Source organism: Tateyamaria pelophila (genome assembly GCF_019966495.1).
Taxonomy (GTDB): domain Bacteria; phylum Pseudomonadota; class Alphaproteobacteria; order Rhodobacterales; family Rhodobacteraceae; genus Tateyamaria; species Tateyamaria pelophila.
The window spans coordinates 26381-41937 of sequence record NZ_JAIMIA010000001.1; the positions used below are offsets into that span (position 1 = coordinate 26381).

Here is a 15557-nt window from a genome sequence, read left to right on the forward strand (position 1 = left end):
GGATCAGCCTTTCGGGGCCAGCAATTTCAAGGCGGCCCGGATCAGCGCAGAGGTTTCGGCCTCTGGCGTCTCGCCTGCCGCTTGCGCGACGGCGGCCGCCGCATCCGACGGACCATAGCCCAGATTGCCGAGCGCGGAGAGAGCGTCAGCCTGCGCAGACGACGCAGGGACGGCCTGAGCGATAACGGGCTCGATCACATCGCCATCCGCCGCTGCATCGCCCATCGCCGCAGCCACCGAACTGCTCATGGCCATAACGGACGGCGCTTTGTCCTTCAGGTCCAACACTATGCGCTGCGCGATCTTGGGACCAATGCCTTTGGCGGCTTTCACCGCATTCCAGTCTCCGAGCGCAATCGCGCGGCTGACACCATCCTGGCCCAACGTCCCGAGGATCGCGAGAGACGCCTTGGCACCCACGCCTTGCACGGACATCAGCAAGCGGTGCCATTCCTTTTCTGCAAGTGTGGGAAAGCCGAACAGCTGCATCAAGTCCTCGCGGACAACCAGATCCGTAAAGAGCGCGCAGACCTGACCCACACCCGGCAAACCCGCCATCGTCCGGTCAGAGCAATAGACAATATACCCGACCCCGCGCACATCGATCAGAACGTGGTCCAAAGCGCGGTAATCGATGCGGCCCGTCAGCTTCCCGATCATATGCGCACCCGTGCAACGGCTGCCGCCAATGCTCCGCCCGCCTGATGCGAATGACAGATGGCAATGGCCAGCGCATCAGCGGCATCCGGCCCTTCAAGCCTGACGCCTGGCAATTGAACCCGGACCATGTGGGCCACCTGCCGTTTGTCTGCGTGGCCGACACCCACGACGGTCTTTTTGACGGCGTTCGGCGCGTATTCGCCAATGCTCAGCCCGGCCCGCGCCAGGGCCAGCATGGCCACACCGCGCGCCTGCCCCAGTTTGAGTGTTCCTGCGCCGTCCTTGTTCACAAAGGTGTGCTCGATCGCGGCGGCATCCGGACCGTAGGCGGTTACAACGCTGGTCAGTTGCTCGAAAAGGCTCAGCAGCCGAAGCGGAAGATCATCCCCCACCGAATGGCATACCCCATTGGCCACATGGCGCAATCGCGGGCCATCTGCATCTATCACGCCCCACCCCATATGGCGCAGCCCCGGATCGATTCCCAAAATTCGCATATAAGTGACCTGCCCTTTGCCCGTTCCAGCCTTTTCGTGGCTTTTTTAACGCAGTAGCACGAAAGGCGAACATCCGCCAAGCGTTAACCGCAAAAGCCAATTTCCGACACCGGCTTTTCCAAACGCGACACAGGTGTCACGGCATGGATCAATTGCGTCCGGAAAGGTCTGAAAACGACACTCGAAATCACAACTTTTTGTTTAATTTACTTTAGGTTATCGCCCGAAAATCGATATGCAAAAATCGCATGGCTCATATGAAATTTAACGGCTTGTGGAGTTTTCGCACTATGCCTAAATGCCCCTCAACCCGCTGAATGGTTCAGCGGAAACGACAAACCAAGAGGAATATTGCAATGGCTGCTTTTGACACCACTCACTCCGCATATGGCGCTGCACCTGTTGCAGGCAAAGTCTCCGGCTTTTTCACATCGCTGATCGCTTCGATCGTATCGTGGAACGACGCCCGCGTGACCCGCAACACATTGTCCGGCCTGTCCGACCGCGAACTGAACGACATCGGCCTCGTCCGTGGCGACATCGAAAGTGTTGCAATCGGCAAATGAACCCATTCACATTCCCAATCGGACTGGGGCCCAGTACGGGCAAAACCGCGACACCCTGAACAAGGCGTCGCGGTTTTTTCTTGTTTCGGGATTGGCGTCACGGAAGAAACCTCCCTCCAAGATGCCGCACACTATCGATCAATCTTAGCGCGCAATCGATTTCAGGGCACCTGCCACGAGGTCCGTCACAGGATCGACATGCATGAGCCAGGCACCGCTTTGTTCAATGATCGTGCCCTGTGCCAGCTTGTCTATACGCGCGTCATATGTGGCGTCTCCGAGCGAAACGAGGATCAGCGCTTTAAAAACGCAAAACCCGACAGCCAGAAAAATCAGGCCCCTGAGCGGAAACACACGGCGCGCATTTGGGCGGGTAAGGTGAACAACCACCAGCCCATCGGGACGCATGCGCATCACATAGCCTTTTGCCATCGTAGCATGTTTGCGACCCAGCAAAGCCAAGCGTTTTTGAAAATCTGCCTCCGTGTCAACCATGACAGCCTCGTTACTTCGAAACAGGCCCCCACCCGTTCGATGCAACAGGACTGCATCTGAATTTTGTCAAAATCTGGGCAAATACATCAAAAGCAGTTAAAACCGCGCCTATTCACCGCTTTTTCTGCAGCGTCAGCGTGGTCCAGTCACCAATCTCCGCCCGGTGGACCAGACTGTTTCCAACCTGCGCATAAACGTTGATCACGTCGTCCGCCTGTTCGTTTAAAATGCCGGACAAAATTGCGAATCCCCCATCCTCGAGCCGCGCAGCCAGATCCGGAGCGAGCGCCAACAGTGGCCCTTTGAGGATATTGGCAAAGATCAGGTCAAACGGTCCGGCCAGCGCGGCATGATCAAATCCCGCCGCTTCAACGACGCTGACCCGGGCTTCCATCGCGTTGGCACGCAAATTGGCCTCCGCCACCTCGACCGCTTGCGCATCGATATCGCTGGCCAGAACGGGTTCGGGCCAAAGCGCCGCCGCCGCCATCGCCAACACGGCAGTACCGCAGCCGATATCGACGACGCGTTTGCCATGAAAACCATCATCGGCCAGCCGGTCCAGAGCCTGCAGACAGCCCAGCGTCGTGCCGTGATGTCCGGTGCCAAAGGCCATCGCCGCTTCGATCAGCAGTGCGTGTTTGCCCGGCGGCACTTTGTCCGCGTCGTGGCTGCCATAGACGAAAAAGCGACCCGCCTCGACCGGTGCCAGTTCGCGCCGCACATGGGCGACCCAATCGGTTTCCGGCAGTTCGGAGACCCTGAAGGGTTTGGCCCCCAATGCGGTGGACAGGATCAACAGGGCTGTGTCATCCGGGCTTTCGGTGAAATACGCACCCACTTCCCAAAGGCCAGAACCGTCCTCGACCTCGAAAACCCCCACACCGGTGGGTTCGGGCTGCATCCGTTCCAGCGCTTCGCCAAGGGCGGTTGCGGCGGCTTTGCCGTCAAGGGTCGTAAGGGCGGTCCAGGTGGGCATCATCGTCTCCGGTATCTGTCGAAATTGGGCCAGGGGCGCGGCGGCGGCGGGATAATCTCACTTTGCGGGCCCAGGCGCGCCACATAGTGCCAGCCCCACACCGCCGCAAGCCCGCCCATGATGATACCTGCGACAGCCTGACCGTAAATTATGCCCGCAGCGCCGAAACTGCCCGCAAGCAATGTGGCGGCGGGCCAACTCAGCATTCCGTCTTTCAGCCAGTTCAACAGGGTGGACCGCCCCGGTTTGCCCAGATTGTTGAAGGCCGCGTTCGACACGAACAGCGCGCCCACGCAAACAAATGCCCCGACACCGACCGAAGTAAAGGCCCGCAAAACCTCGGCGCCCTGCCCCGTCAGCCCAAAGGCGTCGATGACCACCGGCGTCGCCGCGACCAGTACGCCCCACATCACCAGCGTGTAAAGCGCACAGAAAATAAGGGCGTCCCGGTAGGTGCTGCGCAGCCGGTCATAGTGTCCGGCCCCGTAGTTCTGGCCAAAGATGCCACCGATGGCCCCAGAGAGGGCAAAGATGCCGCCGAAGGCCAGCACCGTGAGACGCCCGACAACGGCCCAGGCGGCCACGGCGTCATCGCCAAAGGGTGCAATGACCATGGTCAGAATGTAGTTGCCCGCCGGCGTCGCCAATTGGGTGGCAATGGCGGGCAAAGCGACGGCCGCATAAATCGGCCATGTCGACTTGACGGATGCCCAATTCGGGCGCGCCACCAGATCATGCTGATAAACGGCAAAGAACACCGCGAGGCCCATCAGGCAAAACCGAAAGAGGATCAAACCAAAGGCCGCGCCGTCCAGACCCAAACCCAGATACAGGATTAAAATCGGGTCAACGATCATCAAGAACAGCCCCGAGAACAAGGTGACATACATCGCCTTGGCCGCCAGCCCCTCCGCCCGCAAGGTGGCTGAGGTGGACAAGGCAACGGCCATAGGCACCAAGGACGGCATCGTCCAGCCAAGGTAGCGCGCTGACAGCGCGGCCGTCTCCCCCGTTGCTCCGGCCCAACGCACCAGTTCATGGCGCATCAGAATGACCGCCAACGCGACACAGGCCTGAACAAACGCCGAAATGGCGATGGATGCACCGGCCTGACGGCGCGCGCCTGCGCGGTCCCCTTCGCCGATGCGGCGCGACACCAGCGCAGTGCCCGCAATCATCAGACCCACGCCGGAGGACACAGAAAAGAACTGGATGGCATAGGCAAACCCGATGGCCGCAACCAGTTGCGGCTGTCCCAATTGGGAAATCCAGAACAGGTTGGCCGCATCCACGAGAAACACGAATGTAATGCCGACGGCCCCCGAAGCCGTCATCCGCACCACATGCCCCATGGTCGAACCTGTCAGAAAGCGCCCCTCTGCCATCCTATTCGGCAGGGGCCGGCAAGCCGCGGGCAAAGCGCGTCTCGTATCCCGGTGCTGGATGGCGCGGAATTAGAAGGGCCAACATCAGCGACGTCGCGGCCATGCCCGCCGCAAGGAAGAAGACCGATGCAGGCGACACCAGCCACAACAGACCCAGAGGCACCGGCAGACCAACCGCGGCGATATGGTTGATCGTGAAGGCGACGGCAGCCGTTGGCGCAATATCACCGGGGTCTGCGATTTTCTGGAAGTAGGTCTTGAGCGCGAGCGCGAGGCCGAAAAAGATGTGATCGATCACATAAAGCGCTGCCGCCACAAAGATCCCCCAGCCGAGAAAATAGACCCCGCCATAAGACAGGAACACGACGACGAGCCCCGCATATTCAAAGACAAGCGCTTTGCGTTCGCCGTAAGTCGCCACGATCCTGCCCAGAAGCGGTGCGACGACGATATTGACCATCAGGTTGATCAGGTACAGCGCAGTCAATTCGTGAACCTGAAACCCGAATTTTTCGACCATCATGAAGCCTGCGAACACCATGAAGATCTGACGACGTGCGCCTGACATGAATTGCAGCGCGTAATAAAGCCAATACCGGCGGCGCAGAATGAACGCCTTGAGCTGCGGATGCGGGGCTTCGAACTGCGGATAGGCGAACATGGCAAAGAGCGCGATGGACACCGTGATGCCGCCGCCAACCATGTAGACAATGTTGTAGGTCAGGCCCAACGGTTCCCACAGGATCATGATGACGAAATAGACGAGGAAGGTCGCAATTGATCCCGCAGCCATCAGCCAGCCCAGCGTTTGCGGCGCGCGGTCCTTGGGCAGCCATTGCAATTGCAGCGATTGGTTGACCGTTTCGTAATAGTGAAACCCAACGGAACTGAGGAAGGTCAGGATCAGGATGCCCTGCAATTGCGGGAAATGCGCCGTCAGGGCCGTGGTGACCCCCAGCAGGATCAGCGACGACAGAGCCAGCACCTGTTCGCGCACAAACATGATCACGAGGATCACGCCAACCGCCAGAAAGCCCGGGATTTCGCGGATCGCGTGCAAGAGGCCAATGTCGGCCCCGTCGAAATTCGCGGCTTCGACCACAAAGTTGTTGAGCAGTGCCAACCACACCGAAAACGCGATCGGCATGGCGAACGCCATGAGAAACAAAAGCGAGATCGGCCGCCGCCACAGGGGCAGCGTAGATGCATCGGCAAGGCGAACAAGACGAACCATGGAACTGCCATACGCCCTTTTTTCGGACCAGGCGAGAGAGGGAATGTGCGCTTGTGCGCATTGCAAGTGCGCCTTACAGACGCAGAGCACGGCGCAAGTTGATGGTGCAGGAGCCTCCGGCGGGAGTTTTCCTGGCAAGATGAAGATCGCAAACGCGCAGGTTTCGGGTTGTCCTGATGCCTGTTGTGGCTGGATACTAGCGACTTGCAGCACCGAGATGTTCATACACAGTTTGGCCCGCTCATCGTGACCGAGGAGGATGGCGCAATCACGCGCCTGACATGGGGCACGTCCGAGCGCAGCGACCCATCGGACGTTCTGGACGCTGCGTGCTTGCAACTGGAAGAGTATAACGCAGGCACACGCACGGCGTTTGACTTGCCACTTTTTGTCAGGGGATCGCAGTTTCAACGCGATGTGTGCCGCGCGATGCAGGCCATCCCCTTTGGCGATACGGTGACCTATGGTGATATCGCCCGTGCCCTTTGCGTACCTGCGCAGGCGGTTGGGCAAGCCTGCGGCAACAATCCCATTCCGATCATCATACCGTGCCACCGGGTCATGGGGGCAAAGGGATTGACCGGGTTTTCAGGGGCTGGCGGCGTGGAGACCAAGGTCGCCTTGTTGAAACACGAAGGGGCTGGCGGTTTTTTGATCTAGGCCAAGCCTGTAATTTCCGGGTGCGCAATGCGGTGCGGAGGAATGACGGCAGCTTTACCAGCGTTCGCGTATGAGTTGCTGTGCCACCCCGGCCAGCATCAGGTAAACCGAGGTCACGACCAGCCCCCAATGTGCCCAGCTTTCTGGATGAAAATCGACCCAGGCCGCCCATCCGGCAAAGACCGTCCAGGCGATGGCAATGGGCAAACTCACCGCGCGCCAGCGTTCGGTCCGCACCGGATGGATGAACTTGAGCGGCAGAAACATTGCGACGGCCAGCACCGTCACCATTGCAAGACAAATCCAGAAATTCGGCTCGAGGGCAAAGATCACCAGCACCAGCATATTCCAGCATCCGGGAAAGCCGTTGAAGGAATTATCCTTCGTTTTCATTCTGTTATCGGCAAAGTACAAGGCAGAGGCAAAGGTGATCAGGATGATCGCAAACCAACCTGTCCACCCGTCCATCAAACCAGACTTGAACAGCGCAAAAGCCGGAATGAAGACATAGGTCAGGTAATCGATAATGAGATCAAGCAGCACCCCGTCGAACTCGGGCGCATTGGTTTTGACGTCGTATTTGCGCGCCAGCGGCCCGTCGATCCCATCGACGAAAAAAGCGACGACCAGCCACAAAAACATCAGGTCCCATTTTTCATCTACGGCTGCAAGCATCGCCAGCATTGCAAAGACCGCCCCGGTGGCGGTCAGCAGATGAACACTTAATGCACGTGTTTTTTCGTTCATTGTGACGTCATGCGATAAGATGCTGGGTGATGCAAATGCAAAACCGCGCCGACCGACCGGCGCAGCATTGGCCGATGCTCACATCCGCGTTCCGCACTATTGCGTCGGGCGCAGTTCCCCGACCGGATATACCAGCCTACTCAGACATTCTCGGCCGAAGTGAAAATCCTGGCGTATCACTTTCTTGACCTTCGTCACTTTGCCCTTTGGCTGGAGACCCGAGGAAGACACTTGGTGCTTCGTCGTGATCCATTTCAAACATGGGAACTTAGCGGCCAGAGTGTCATCCCTTTTCACGCATCTTGACGTAGTGCTCAGGCCTTGGGATGTGCCTTGGCATAGACTTCCATCAGGCGGACGGTGTCCACGGCGGTATAGGCTTGTGTCGTTGACAAGGACGCGTGGCCCAGCAGTTCCTGGATTGATCGCAAATCCCCGCCCGCGTTCAACAGATGTGTGGCAAAGCTGTGCCGCATTGCGTGCGGCGTGGCGCTGGCGGGCAACCCCAATTGCATCCGCGCCTGAGACATCACGTTCTGGATTGTGCGCGGCGACAAGGCCCCGCCCCGTATCGCGCGAAACAGGGGCCCGTCTTCAGGCAGATCATAGGGACAAGCGGTGACATAGGCGGCAACGGCATCCCGCGCGGCGTCGATGACCGGCACGATCCGTTCTTTCCCGCCTTTACCGACAATCCGCAGAACCTGAGGCACCGGCGCGTCCGCGCCCGTCAAGCTGAGCGCCTCGGAGATCCGCAAACCGCACCCCCACAGCAGTGTCAAAACAGCCGTGTCGCGCAACCCAACCCATGGTTTGTCCGATTGCATCGATGCGATGTCCAAAACATCGCGCGCCGAATCTTCGGCCAAAGGGCGCGGCAATTTCTTGGTGAATTTCGGTGATCGGGTGGACAAAACGGCGGTGGGTTCAAACCCCTCACGCCCGGCCAGCCATTTGTAGAACGCTTTGACCGAGGACAGTTTGCGCGCCAGCGATCTGGACCCGACACCGCCGGTCCGGGTCCGTGCCATCCAGGCGCGCATATCCTGCGTTGTTATGCGGGCCAATGCGCCCAGGCCCTGAACCTGGCCGCTATGCTCGGTCATGAAAACGAGGAACTCGGTAATATCGCCGCAATAGGCAGTAATAGTATTGCCCGCTGCCCCCTTGATACCACGCTGATAAGCCAGAAACATTTCCAGCGCGTCGCGGGCCGCGGGGGAGATCATGCTCATCCCAGCCAGCGCCGCATGGCGCGTTCAAAGACGCCCGTAAAGAAAGCCAGCAAGTCCGTCCCTTGATGCGGGCCAAACATATTCGGGTCCTTTGCTCCCAGCACCAAAAGCCCCGGCAAACGCCCATCGCCAAAATCAAGCTTCAGACAGGCTTCTGACCCGATCAGGTCGCCATTATCACCATAAATGGCAGGCTCGACCGCCTGCACCTGGCGCAAAGTCACCTGTCGCACCGTGCCGCCGCGCCCATGGGTCAGGTAACTGTCGATGAACCCCGGTTCCGCCACGCTCAGCACATCGCCCAGACGATTGATGGCTGGATCGTTGTCATTTTGCAGGGATTCCAAAACCAGTTTGATCGCATCCACGCGCAATGTGTCGGCGACGTCGCCGGAAAGATCGCGCAGGAACGGCTCAAATTCCAACGGGTCGAGCATCCGCAATATCGCCCGATGGATCTGATTGGTTCCGGCCAGATTTTCATAGGCCGCCGCGATGACGGACCGGTGCGTGTCTTCGAGACGGTCAAGGCGCGCCTCCAACCGTTCCATCGCGAGACCGCGCAGGTCGACGATGTTGTCGCCCATGGCACGTTCATTGGCCGCGATCAGCGCGTGCATCAAATCCTTGTCATCAAGGATCACATCGGGACGCGAAATGATCGCCTCGCGCAGGGCGTCTTCGATCTTGGGCTGACTGCTCATACCATACTCAATTTTTATTTTCGAGTTCTATAGCATGGAGGCCGCGCAAAATCTGCCCGGAAAATCATTAAATTCAACAGGTTTTGGAGGCTGTTGCATCCCGGCGTCAGACCGGGTGGAAACCGCTTGATCACGCGCCAAGAAGCGGCTTGCGCCACCTCTCGCGCCGGTATCACGTCACGCCGTGACCCATGAACGATGCCCGAAGGTATCGACCCCGGGCACCATGCAAGGCAAAGAATCTTGTCGCAGCTTGGAAAGCTCTGCGATTACAGGATTTTCTGACCCGTCTTGGCCCAGTCTTTCATGAATTGATCAAGACCGGCATTGGTCAACGGGTGACCCGCGAGCTTTTTGATGACATCCGGCGGTGCGGTCACAACGTCCGCCCCGATCAGGGCACATTCCTTGACGTGGTTCACCGACCGGATCGAGGCTGCCAGAATCTCGGTTTCATACCCGTAATTGTCATAAATCGTGCGGATTTCCTCGATCAGGTCCATTCCGTCGATGTGAATATCGTCCAACCGCCCGATAAAGGGCGAAATGAACGTCGCCCCCGCCTTGGCCGCCAGCAACGCCTGATTGGCCGAGAAACACAGCGTCACGTTGAGCATCTTGCCTTCGCTCGACAGGACTTTACAGGCTTTCAGCCCGTCCCAGGTCAGCGGTAGTTTCACGACGATGTTTTCGGCGATCTCGGCCAGCTTGCGCCCTTCCGCGATCATCTCATCCGCGCCCAGCGCCACGACTTCCGCACTGACCGGCCCGTCGACCAGATCACAGATTTCCTTGGTCACTTCGAGGATGTCACGTCCCGATTTCAGGATCAGCGACGGGTTCGTCGTCACCCCGTCGACCATTCCCAGGTCATTCAGTTCCGCGATGGCGTCTATCTCGGCGGTATCTACGAAAAATTTCATGTGCTGCCTCTCTTGATGGCTTGGCGTTTGCTCCCTCAGCGTTTACCTCATGTAGCGTGATGCGAAAACCCCTGATCTGTTGGCGCTAACATGACGCATTCGTTTTTCGACGAAGGTGCGTTGGTCGCCGTGCTGACCACGCAGCCGCTGGACCGGGCGCTGGATTACAAGGCGCCGGAGGGCGGCTGCCATCTGGGTGCCTTTGTCGAAGTGCCTTTAGGACCGCGCAAGGTATTGGGTGTGGTCTGGGGACCGGGCAAAGGGGACTATGACTACGCCAAGATCCGTTCGGTCATCCGGGTGCTGGATGCCGCCCCCATGCGCTTGGAAATGCGCGACTTTCTGCAAAAGGCGGCCGCCTATACCCTGACGCCGATGCCTGCGATGCTGCGTCTGGCCACCCGCGCGCCGGGGTTGGGCGATCCGCCGTCGATGCGCAAAATCTATCGGCGCGGCTTCGGCGTACCGGATCGAATGACGGACGCGCGTCGCCGGGTTTTGGATTTTCTCGCGGATTATGGCGACTTGTCTTTCACCCTCAAGGAGCTCGCAGAGCTGTCCGGGGTCACGCCATCGGTCGTCAAGGGGCTCGTCACTAAGGGTGCCGTCGCCGAGGAAGACAGCCCGCGCGACCTGCCCTTCCCGCCCATGGACCCGAACCTGCCCGGCAAGGCATTGACCGCAGATCAAGCTGACGCCGCAGGCAAGATTGCAGCCGCCGTCGCCAGTGGCGCATATGGCACAACCCTGCTGCGCGGTGTCACGGGGTCGGGCAAGACTGAAGTCTACCTCGAAGCGGTGGCGGCCGCGCTGCGGGCGGGACGTCAGGCGCTGGTGCTGCTGCCCGAGATCGCGCTGACCGCTGAGTTCCTCAAGCGAGTCGAAATCCGCTTTGGCGCGCGCCCTGCCGAATGGCATTCCGGGGCCACCATGACCGAACGGCGTCGCATCTGGCGCATGGTGGGTCAGGGCAACGCGCAACTGGTGATCGGGGCCCGGTCAGCCCTGTTTCTACCCTATCAGAACCTCGGGCTGATCGTCGTGGATGAAGAACACGACACCTCCTACAAACAGGAAGACGGTGTGCTTTATAACGCACGCGACATGGCCGTGTTGCGCGCCTCGCTGCTGGGTGCACAGGTGGTTCTGGCGTCGGCGACGCCCAGTCTGGAAAGCTGGGCCAACGCGGAAAGCGGCAAATACACCCGGCTGGATCTTGAGGCGCGGTTTGGCCCTGCGGTGATGCCGACGATGAAGACCATCGACATGCGCAACGAAAAGCTGCCCTCGGACCGCTGGGTGTCGGACACGCTGAAACGCGCCGTGGATGCGCGGCTTGATGCGGGTGAACAGGCCATGCTGTTTTTGAACCGACGAGGCTATGCGCCGATCACGCTGTGTCGGGCCTGTGGCCACCAAGTCGGCTGTGATCAGTGCGATGCGCGGATGGTGGAGCATCGCTTTCTGAAACGTCTGATGTGCCATCAATGCGGCGAGACCAAGCCGATGCCCGACAAATGCCCGTCTTGCGACGCGGAAGGGCGCATGGCGGCGGTTGGGCCGGGGGTCGAACGGTTGGGCGAGGAGGCAGTCAAGCTGTTTCCGGACGCGCGGGTCGCGGTCTTGAGCTCCGACATGTATGGCAGCGCGCGCGCGCTCAAGGCCGAAATAGAAGGGATCGCGGCGGGCGGCGCAGACGTCATCATCGGCACGCAACTTGTCGCCAAGGGGCACAATTTTCCCAACCTCACGCTGGTCGGCGTGATCGACGCGGATCTGGGCTTGCAAGGATCAGACCTGCGCGCGGCGGAACGGACGTTTCAGTTGATGCGGCAAGTTGCCGGGCGTGCGGGGCGGGCGGAAAAACACGGCACTGCGTTGTTGCAGACCTATCAGCCGGACCACCCTGTGATCCGCGCGATCCTCGCAGGCGACGAAGAAGGGTTCTGGCGCGCAGAAGCGGCGGAACGCGAACAGGCTGGCGTGCCGCCTTACGGTCGCATGGCGGGCATTATCCTCAGCGGACCAGATGTGGGCCAGGTCTTTGAGGTCGCCAATGTGCTGGCACGCAACACGGCCGCATTGGCCCGCGTGGGTGCACAGGTCTATGGCCCCGCCCCTGCTCCGATTGCGCGGATTCGCGGACGCCACCGGGTGCGCCTGTTGGTGAAGGCTGGAAAAGGTGTCGCCCTGCAAGGCGCAATCGCGCAATGGATTGGGCAAGTTCGGCTTAAAGGTGACTTACGTCTTGCCGTGGATATTGATCCGCAGAGCTTTTATTGACGTCGCCAGACGTTGTCAGAGTGCGCGCAGACAATTCCCGTAAGGCGGAGGTGTCCTCCGCCTTGATTTGGGGCTCTGCCCCCGGCCTTCGGCCTCCCCCGGGATTTTTCAGAACAGAGAATACGGATCGTGGACGTATCGGGCCGCGATGCAGTGCGGCCCGATTGGTGTTAGCCGAGTGCCTTTTCACAACGCCCGCAAACGCCTGCGTGCGTGTGTGTGCCCACGTCGGGCAACACTTTCCAGCAGCGCGCGCATTTCTCACCGTCAGCCTTTTCAAAGACAACGCCGATGCCGCTCACTTCCGGCAGACGAAACGCCTCATCCGGGGCGGCGTCCGTCGTTACAGAGATCGATGAAGTGATACAGATATCCTGGAAGGGCACGGAGCCCAGAACCTCCGCCAGATCGACATCATCCACATGCACCACCGGCGACGCTTCAAGCGATGCCCCGATCACTTTGTCCGTCCGCTGCACTTCCAGAGCTGCCGTCACGGCCCGACGGGCGGTTCGGATGCCCGCCCACTTCTTCGCCAACGTCGCATCACGCCACGCCGTTGGCGTTTCGGGCATGTCGATCAGGTGCACAGAGCTTTCATCGCCGGGGAACCGCTCGAGCCAGACCTCTTCCATGGTAAAGACCAGCACAGGTGCGAGCCAAGTGGTCAGCCTGTGGAACAGGATATCCAGCACGGTCCGGGCGGCGCGGCGTTGTTCCGTGTCGCCATCACAATAGAGCGCATCCTTGCGGATATCGAAATAGAAGGCCGACAGATCCACTGTCGCAAAGGTGAAAACAGCCGAGAAGACACGTTGGAAATCGAAGGCTGCATAGCCATCGCGCACGACCTCATCCAATTCGGACAGACGGTGCAGCACCCAGCGTTCCAATTCCGGCATATCTTCCTGCGCGACGCGATCCTCTTCGGAGAAGTCGGACAGAGAGCCCAACATGAAGCGCATTGTATTGCGCAAACGGCGATAGCTGTCGGCCACGCCTTTGAGGATTTCCGGCCCGATCCGCTGGTCGGCGGTATAATCGGTCTGTGCCACCCAGAGACGCAGAATATCGGCCCCATACTGGCGCACCACTTCCTCCGGTACGATGGTATTGCCAATGGATTTGGACATCTTCATGCCCTTGGCATCCAGCGTAAACCCGTGAGTCACCACATTGCGGTATGGCGCATGGCCTGTGGTTCCAACGGACTGCAAGAGCGACGAATGGAACCAGCCGCGGTGTTGATCCGTGCCTTCCATGTAAACATCGGCGATGCCGTCCTCGGTGCCGTCCTCCCGGTCACGCAGGGTAAACGCATGGGTCGAGCCGGAATCAAACCAAACATCGAGGATATCCGTGACCTGATCGTAATCATCCGGGTTCACGATCCCTTCGAGATAGCGTTGCTTGGCGTCTTCATCATACCATGCGTCCGCGCCTTCGGCTTCAAACGACGAGGTGATGCGCCGGTTGACCTGCGGGTTGCGCAACAGGAAATCATCGTCCGTCGGCAACGCACCCTTTTTGGTGAAGCACGTCAGCGGCACGCCCCAGGCCCGTTGACGCGACAACACCCAGTCCGGCCGTGCCTCAATCATCGAATACAGGCGGTTGCGCCCGGACTTCGGTGTCCAATTGACGTTGTCGATCTCGGTCAAGGCGCGCTCGCGGATTGTCTTGCCATGGGTATCGAGGCCGTCTCCAACAGGCTTGTCGATTGCGGCAAACCACTGCGGCGTGTTGCGATAGATCACCGGCGCCTTGGAGCGCCAGGAATGCGGATAGCTGTGTTTGATCTTGCCCCGCGCCAGCAACCCGCCGACCTCAGCCAACTTGTCGATGACAGCCGCGTTGGCATTGCCCTCCTTGCCATTGGGTTTCAGAATGGCTTTGCCACCAAAGAACGGCAGATCGTCGCGAAACCGCCCATCGGGGTTCACGTTGTAGGTGATCACCTGTTCGAGCATCCCAAGATCGCGATACAGCTCGTATTCCTCAAGCCCGTGAGACGGCGCGCAATGCACAAAACCCGTGCCTTCCGTGTCGGTCACAAAATCCGCCGCGCGGAAATCACGGATATCGTCCCATTCGCCGTTGCCGCCTTCGGCACCCGCAAGCGGATGCGCCAGTTTCATCCCGGCCAACTGCGAAGGGGTCACGTCGCGCAGGCGGCGATACATCGTCTCGTCCAGACGCGCGCGGCCCATCACATCGGCGGCAAGATGATCTGCGAGGATGAACCGCTCACCAATTTTGGCCCAACATTCTTCGGGTCGACCGATGACTTCGTAAAGGCCGTAGGAAATACCCGCGCCGTAGACCACCGCCTTGTTCGACGGCATGGTCCAAGGCGTCGTTGTCCAGATCACCACCTTGGCGCCTTCGAAATCCCGCGCTGTGTCGACCTCGACCTGCAAGGCGGGCGCACGATCCTCCACCGATGCTTCCTCGCCCGCAACATTCAGATCCGGCAACGAAAAATCGACGACCTTGAACTTCACCCAGATCGTAAAGCTGTCCTTGTCGTGATATTCAACCTCAGCTTCGGCCAAGGCCGTCTGCTCCACAGGCGACCACATCACCGGCTTTGATCCCTGATACAACGTGCCGTTCATCAGGAATTTCATGAACTCCTCGGCAATCACGCGCTCGGCATGGAAATCCATCGTCAGATAGGGCCGATCCCAATTTCCGGTGATCCCGAGACGTTTGAATTCCTCACGCTGGATATCGACCCAACCGGCGGCAAATTCACGGCATTCAGCGCGAAATTCATTGATCGGAACATCGTCCTTGTTGCGCCCCTTCTTGCGATACTGCTCTTCGATTTTCCACTCGATCGGCAGACCGTGACAATCCCAACCGGGGATGTAGCGGGCATCAAATCCCATCATCTGATGGGACCGGACGATCATATCCTTGATCGTCTTGTTCAGGGCGTGACCGATGTGGAGGTGGCCGTTGGCATAGGGCGGGCCATCATGCAGCGTAAATGGTTTGCGACCGGTCTTTTCGCGCAGACGGTCATAAACACCGATCTTCGCCCAGCGCGCCAGCCAATCGGGTTCCCGCTTGGGCAGGCCCGCGCGCATCGGAAAATCGGTACGGGGCAAATTCAGGGTGTGTTTGTACTCAGGCGTGTCGGCGCACATGTGGGGCGTCCTTCATGGATCAATCGTATCGGGG

14 protein-coding genes are annotated in these 15557 nt (G+C 59.5%); 3 read left to right on the forward strand and 11 right to left on the reverse strand.

All coding sequences use genetic code 11. The features are described 5' to 3' along the window. Window positions 1-3: 3 nt before the first annotated feature. Both ruvA and ruvC read right to left on the reverse strand, forming a co-directional pair. Entirely contained in the window at window positions 4-660 is a 657-nt protein-coding gene (ruvA, locus tag LC354_RS00155; protein WP_223420749.1) for a Holliday junction branch migration protein RuvA, read from the reverse strand. Beyond that, on the reverse strand, window positions 657-1157 hold the full coding sequence (gene ruvC, locus LC354_RS00160) for a crossover junction endodeoxyribonuclease RuvC (RefSeq protein ID WP_223420750.1): 501 nt from the start codon (window positions 1155-1157) through the stop codon (window positions 657-659). The genes ruvA and ruvC overlap by 4 nt, the downstream gene beginning before the upstream one ends. Before the next feature lie 356 nt (window positions 1158-1513). Between ruvC and LC354_RS00165 the strand changes: the two genes are divergently transcribed. Next, window positions 1514-1723: a DUF1127 domain-containing protein gene (locus LC354_RS00165; protein ID WP_223420751.1), complete on the forward strand. Its 210-nt coding sequence runs from the start codon at window positions 1514-1516 to the stop codon at window positions 1721-1723. 144 nt (window positions 1724-1867) lie between these two features. Here the strand turns inward: LC354_RS00165 and LC354_RS00170 are convergent, their stop codons facing one another. The 4 genes from LC354_RS00170 to LC354_RS00185 form a co-directional block, all read right to left on the reverse strand. Beyond that, window positions 1868-2218: a hypothetical protein gene (locus tag LC354_RS00170; protein ID WP_223420752.1), complete on the reverse strand. Its 351-nt coding sequence runs from the start codon at window positions 2216-2218 to the stop codon at window positions 1868-1870. Window positions 2219-2330: 112 nt separating this feature from the next. Continuing rightward, the gene (locus tag LC354_RS00175; protein ID WP_223420753.1) at window positions 2331-3197 is read right to left on the reverse strand and encodes a 50S ribosomal protein L11 methyltransferase; all 867 of its coding nucleotides are present in this window, start codon (window positions 3195-3197) and stop codon (window positions 2331-2333) included. After that, window positions 3197-4582, reverse strand: a complete 1386-nt coding sequence (locus tag LC354_RS00180; protein WP_223420754.1) for an MATE family efflux transporter — start codon at window positions 4580-4582, stop codon at window positions 3197-3199. Before LC354_RS00180 ends, LC354_RS00175 begins: the two co-directional genes overlap by 1 nt. Window position 4583: 1 nt before the next feature. Continuing rightward, window positions 4584-5816 (reverse strand): MFS transporter, encoded by a 1233-nt coding sequence (locus LC354_RS00185; RefSeq protein WP_223420755.1) that lies wholly within the window; start codon window positions 5814-5816, stop codon window positions 4584-4586. A gap of 204 nt (window positions 5817-6020) precedes the next feature. Between LC354_RS00185 and LC354_RS00190 the strand changes: the two genes are divergently transcribed. After that, the gene (locus LC354_RS00190; protein WP_223420756.1) at window positions 6021-6476 is read left to right on the forward strand and encodes a methylated-DNA--[protein]-cysteine S-methyltransferase; all 456 of its coding nucleotides are present in this window, start codon (window positions 6021-6023) and stop codon (window positions 6474-6476) included. 54 nt (window positions 6477-6530) lie between these two features. Here the strand turns inward: LC354_RS00190 and LC354_RS00195 are convergent, their stop codons facing one another. The 4 genes from LC354_RS00195 to fsa form a co-directional block, all read right to left on the reverse strand. Then, window positions 6531-7223 carry a CDP-alcohol phosphatidyltransferase family protein gene (locus tag LC354_RS00195; RefSeq protein WP_223420757.1) on the reverse strand — a complete coding sequence of 231 codons (693 nt, stop codon included), beginning with the start codon at window positions 7221-7223 and terminating at the stop codon, window positions 6531-6533. 314 nt (window positions 7224-7537) lie between these two features. Beyond that, a complete protein-coding gene (locus LC354_RS00200; protein WP_223420758.1) occupies window positions 7538-8458 on the reverse strand; it encodes a tyrosine recombinase XerC in 921 nt (306 codons plus the stop codon). Beyond that, the gene (locus LC354_RS00205; protein ID WP_223420759.1) at window positions 8455-9162 is read right to left on the reverse strand and encodes a DUF484 family protein; all 708 of its coding nucleotides are present in this window, start codon (window positions 9160-9162) and stop codon (window positions 8455-8457) included. The genes LC354_RS00200 and LC354_RS00205 overlap by 4 nt, the downstream gene beginning before the upstream one ends. A 269-nt stretch (window positions 9163-9431) precedes the next feature. Next, a complete protein-coding gene (fsa, locus tag LC354_RS00210) occupies window positions 9432-10085 on the reverse strand; it encodes a fructose-6-phosphate aldolase (protein ID WP_223420760.1) in 654 nt (217 codons plus the stop codon). A 90-nt stretch (window positions 10086-10175) separates the two neighbouring features. On the opposite strand from fsa, the gene LC354_RS00215 reads away from it, so the two are divergent. Continuing rightward, window positions 10176-12368 (forward strand): primosomal protein N', encoded by a 2193-nt coding sequence (locus tag LC354_RS00215; RefSeq protein ID WP_223420761.1) that lies wholly within the window; start codon window positions 10176-10178, stop codon window positions 12366-12368. Window positions 12369-12538: 170 nt separating this feature from the next. Here LC354_RS00215 and ileS read toward each other — a convergent pair whose 3' ends face one another. Beyond that, window positions 12539-15523: an isoleucine--tRNA ligase gene (gene ileS / locus LC354_RS00220; protein WP_223420762.1), complete on the reverse strand. Its 2985-nt coding sequence runs from the start codon at window positions 15521-15523 to the stop codon at window positions 12539-12541. Between the last annotated feature and the right edge of the window lie 34 nt (window positions 15524-15557).

What these genes read in the sequence shown, in the direction of transcription:
- ruvA (WP_223420749.1), bottom strand. Translation starts at nt 660, where the DNA reads ATGATCGGGAAGCTGACGGGCCGCATCGATTACCGCGCTTTGGACCAC.
- ruvC (WP_223420750.1), bottom strand. Translation starts at nt 1,157, where the DNA reads ATGCGAATTTTGGGAATCGATCCGGGGCTGCGCCATATGGGGTGGGGC.
- LC354_RS00165 (WP_223420751.1), top strand. Translation starts at nt 1,514, where the DNA reads ATGGCTGCTTTTGACACCACTCACTCCGCATATGGCGCTGCACCTGTT.
- LC354_RS00170 (WP_223420752.1), bottom strand. Translation starts at nt 2,218, where the DNA reads ATGGTTGACACGGAGGCAGATTTTCAAAAACGCTTGGCTTTGCTGGGT.
- LC354_RS00175 (WP_223420753.1), bottom strand. Translation starts at nt 3,197, where the DNA reads ATGCCCACCTGGACCGCCCTTACGACCCTTGACGGCAAAGCCGCCGCA.
- LC354_RS00180 (WP_223420754.1), bottom strand. Translation starts at nt 4,582, where the DNA reads ATGGCAGAGGGGCGCTTTCTGACAGGTTCGACCATGGGGCATGTGGTG.
- LC354_RS00185 (WP_223420755.1), bottom strand. Translation starts at nt 5,816, where the DNA reads ATGGTTCGTCTTGTTCGCCTTGCCGATGCATCTACGCTGCCCCTGTGG.
- LC354_RS00195 (WP_223420757.1), bottom strand. Translation starts at nt 7,223, where the DNA reads ATGAACGAAAAAACACGTGCATTAAGTGTTCATCTGCTGACCGCCACC.
- LC354_RS00200 (WP_223420758.1), bottom strand. Translation starts at nt 8,458, where the DNA reads ATGAGCATGATCTCCCCCGCGGCCCGCGACGCGCTGGAAATGTTTCTG.
- LC354_RS00205 (WP_223420759.1), bottom strand. Translation starts at nt 9,162, where the DNA reads ATGAGCAGTCAGCCCAAGATCGAAGACGCCCTGCGCGAGGCGATCATT.
- fsa (WP_223420760.1), bottom strand. Translation starts at nt 10,085, where the DNA reads ATGAAATTTTTCGTAGATACCGCCGAGATAGACGCCATCGCGGAACTG.
- LC354_RS00215 (WP_223420761.1), top strand. Translation starts at nt 10,176, where the DNA reads ATGACGCATTCGTTTTTCGACGAAGGTGCGTTGGTCGCCGTGCTGACC.
- ileS (WP_223420762.1), bottom strand. Translation starts at nt 15,523, where the DNA reads ATGTGCGCCGACACGCCTGAGTACAAACACACCCTGAATTTGCCCCGT.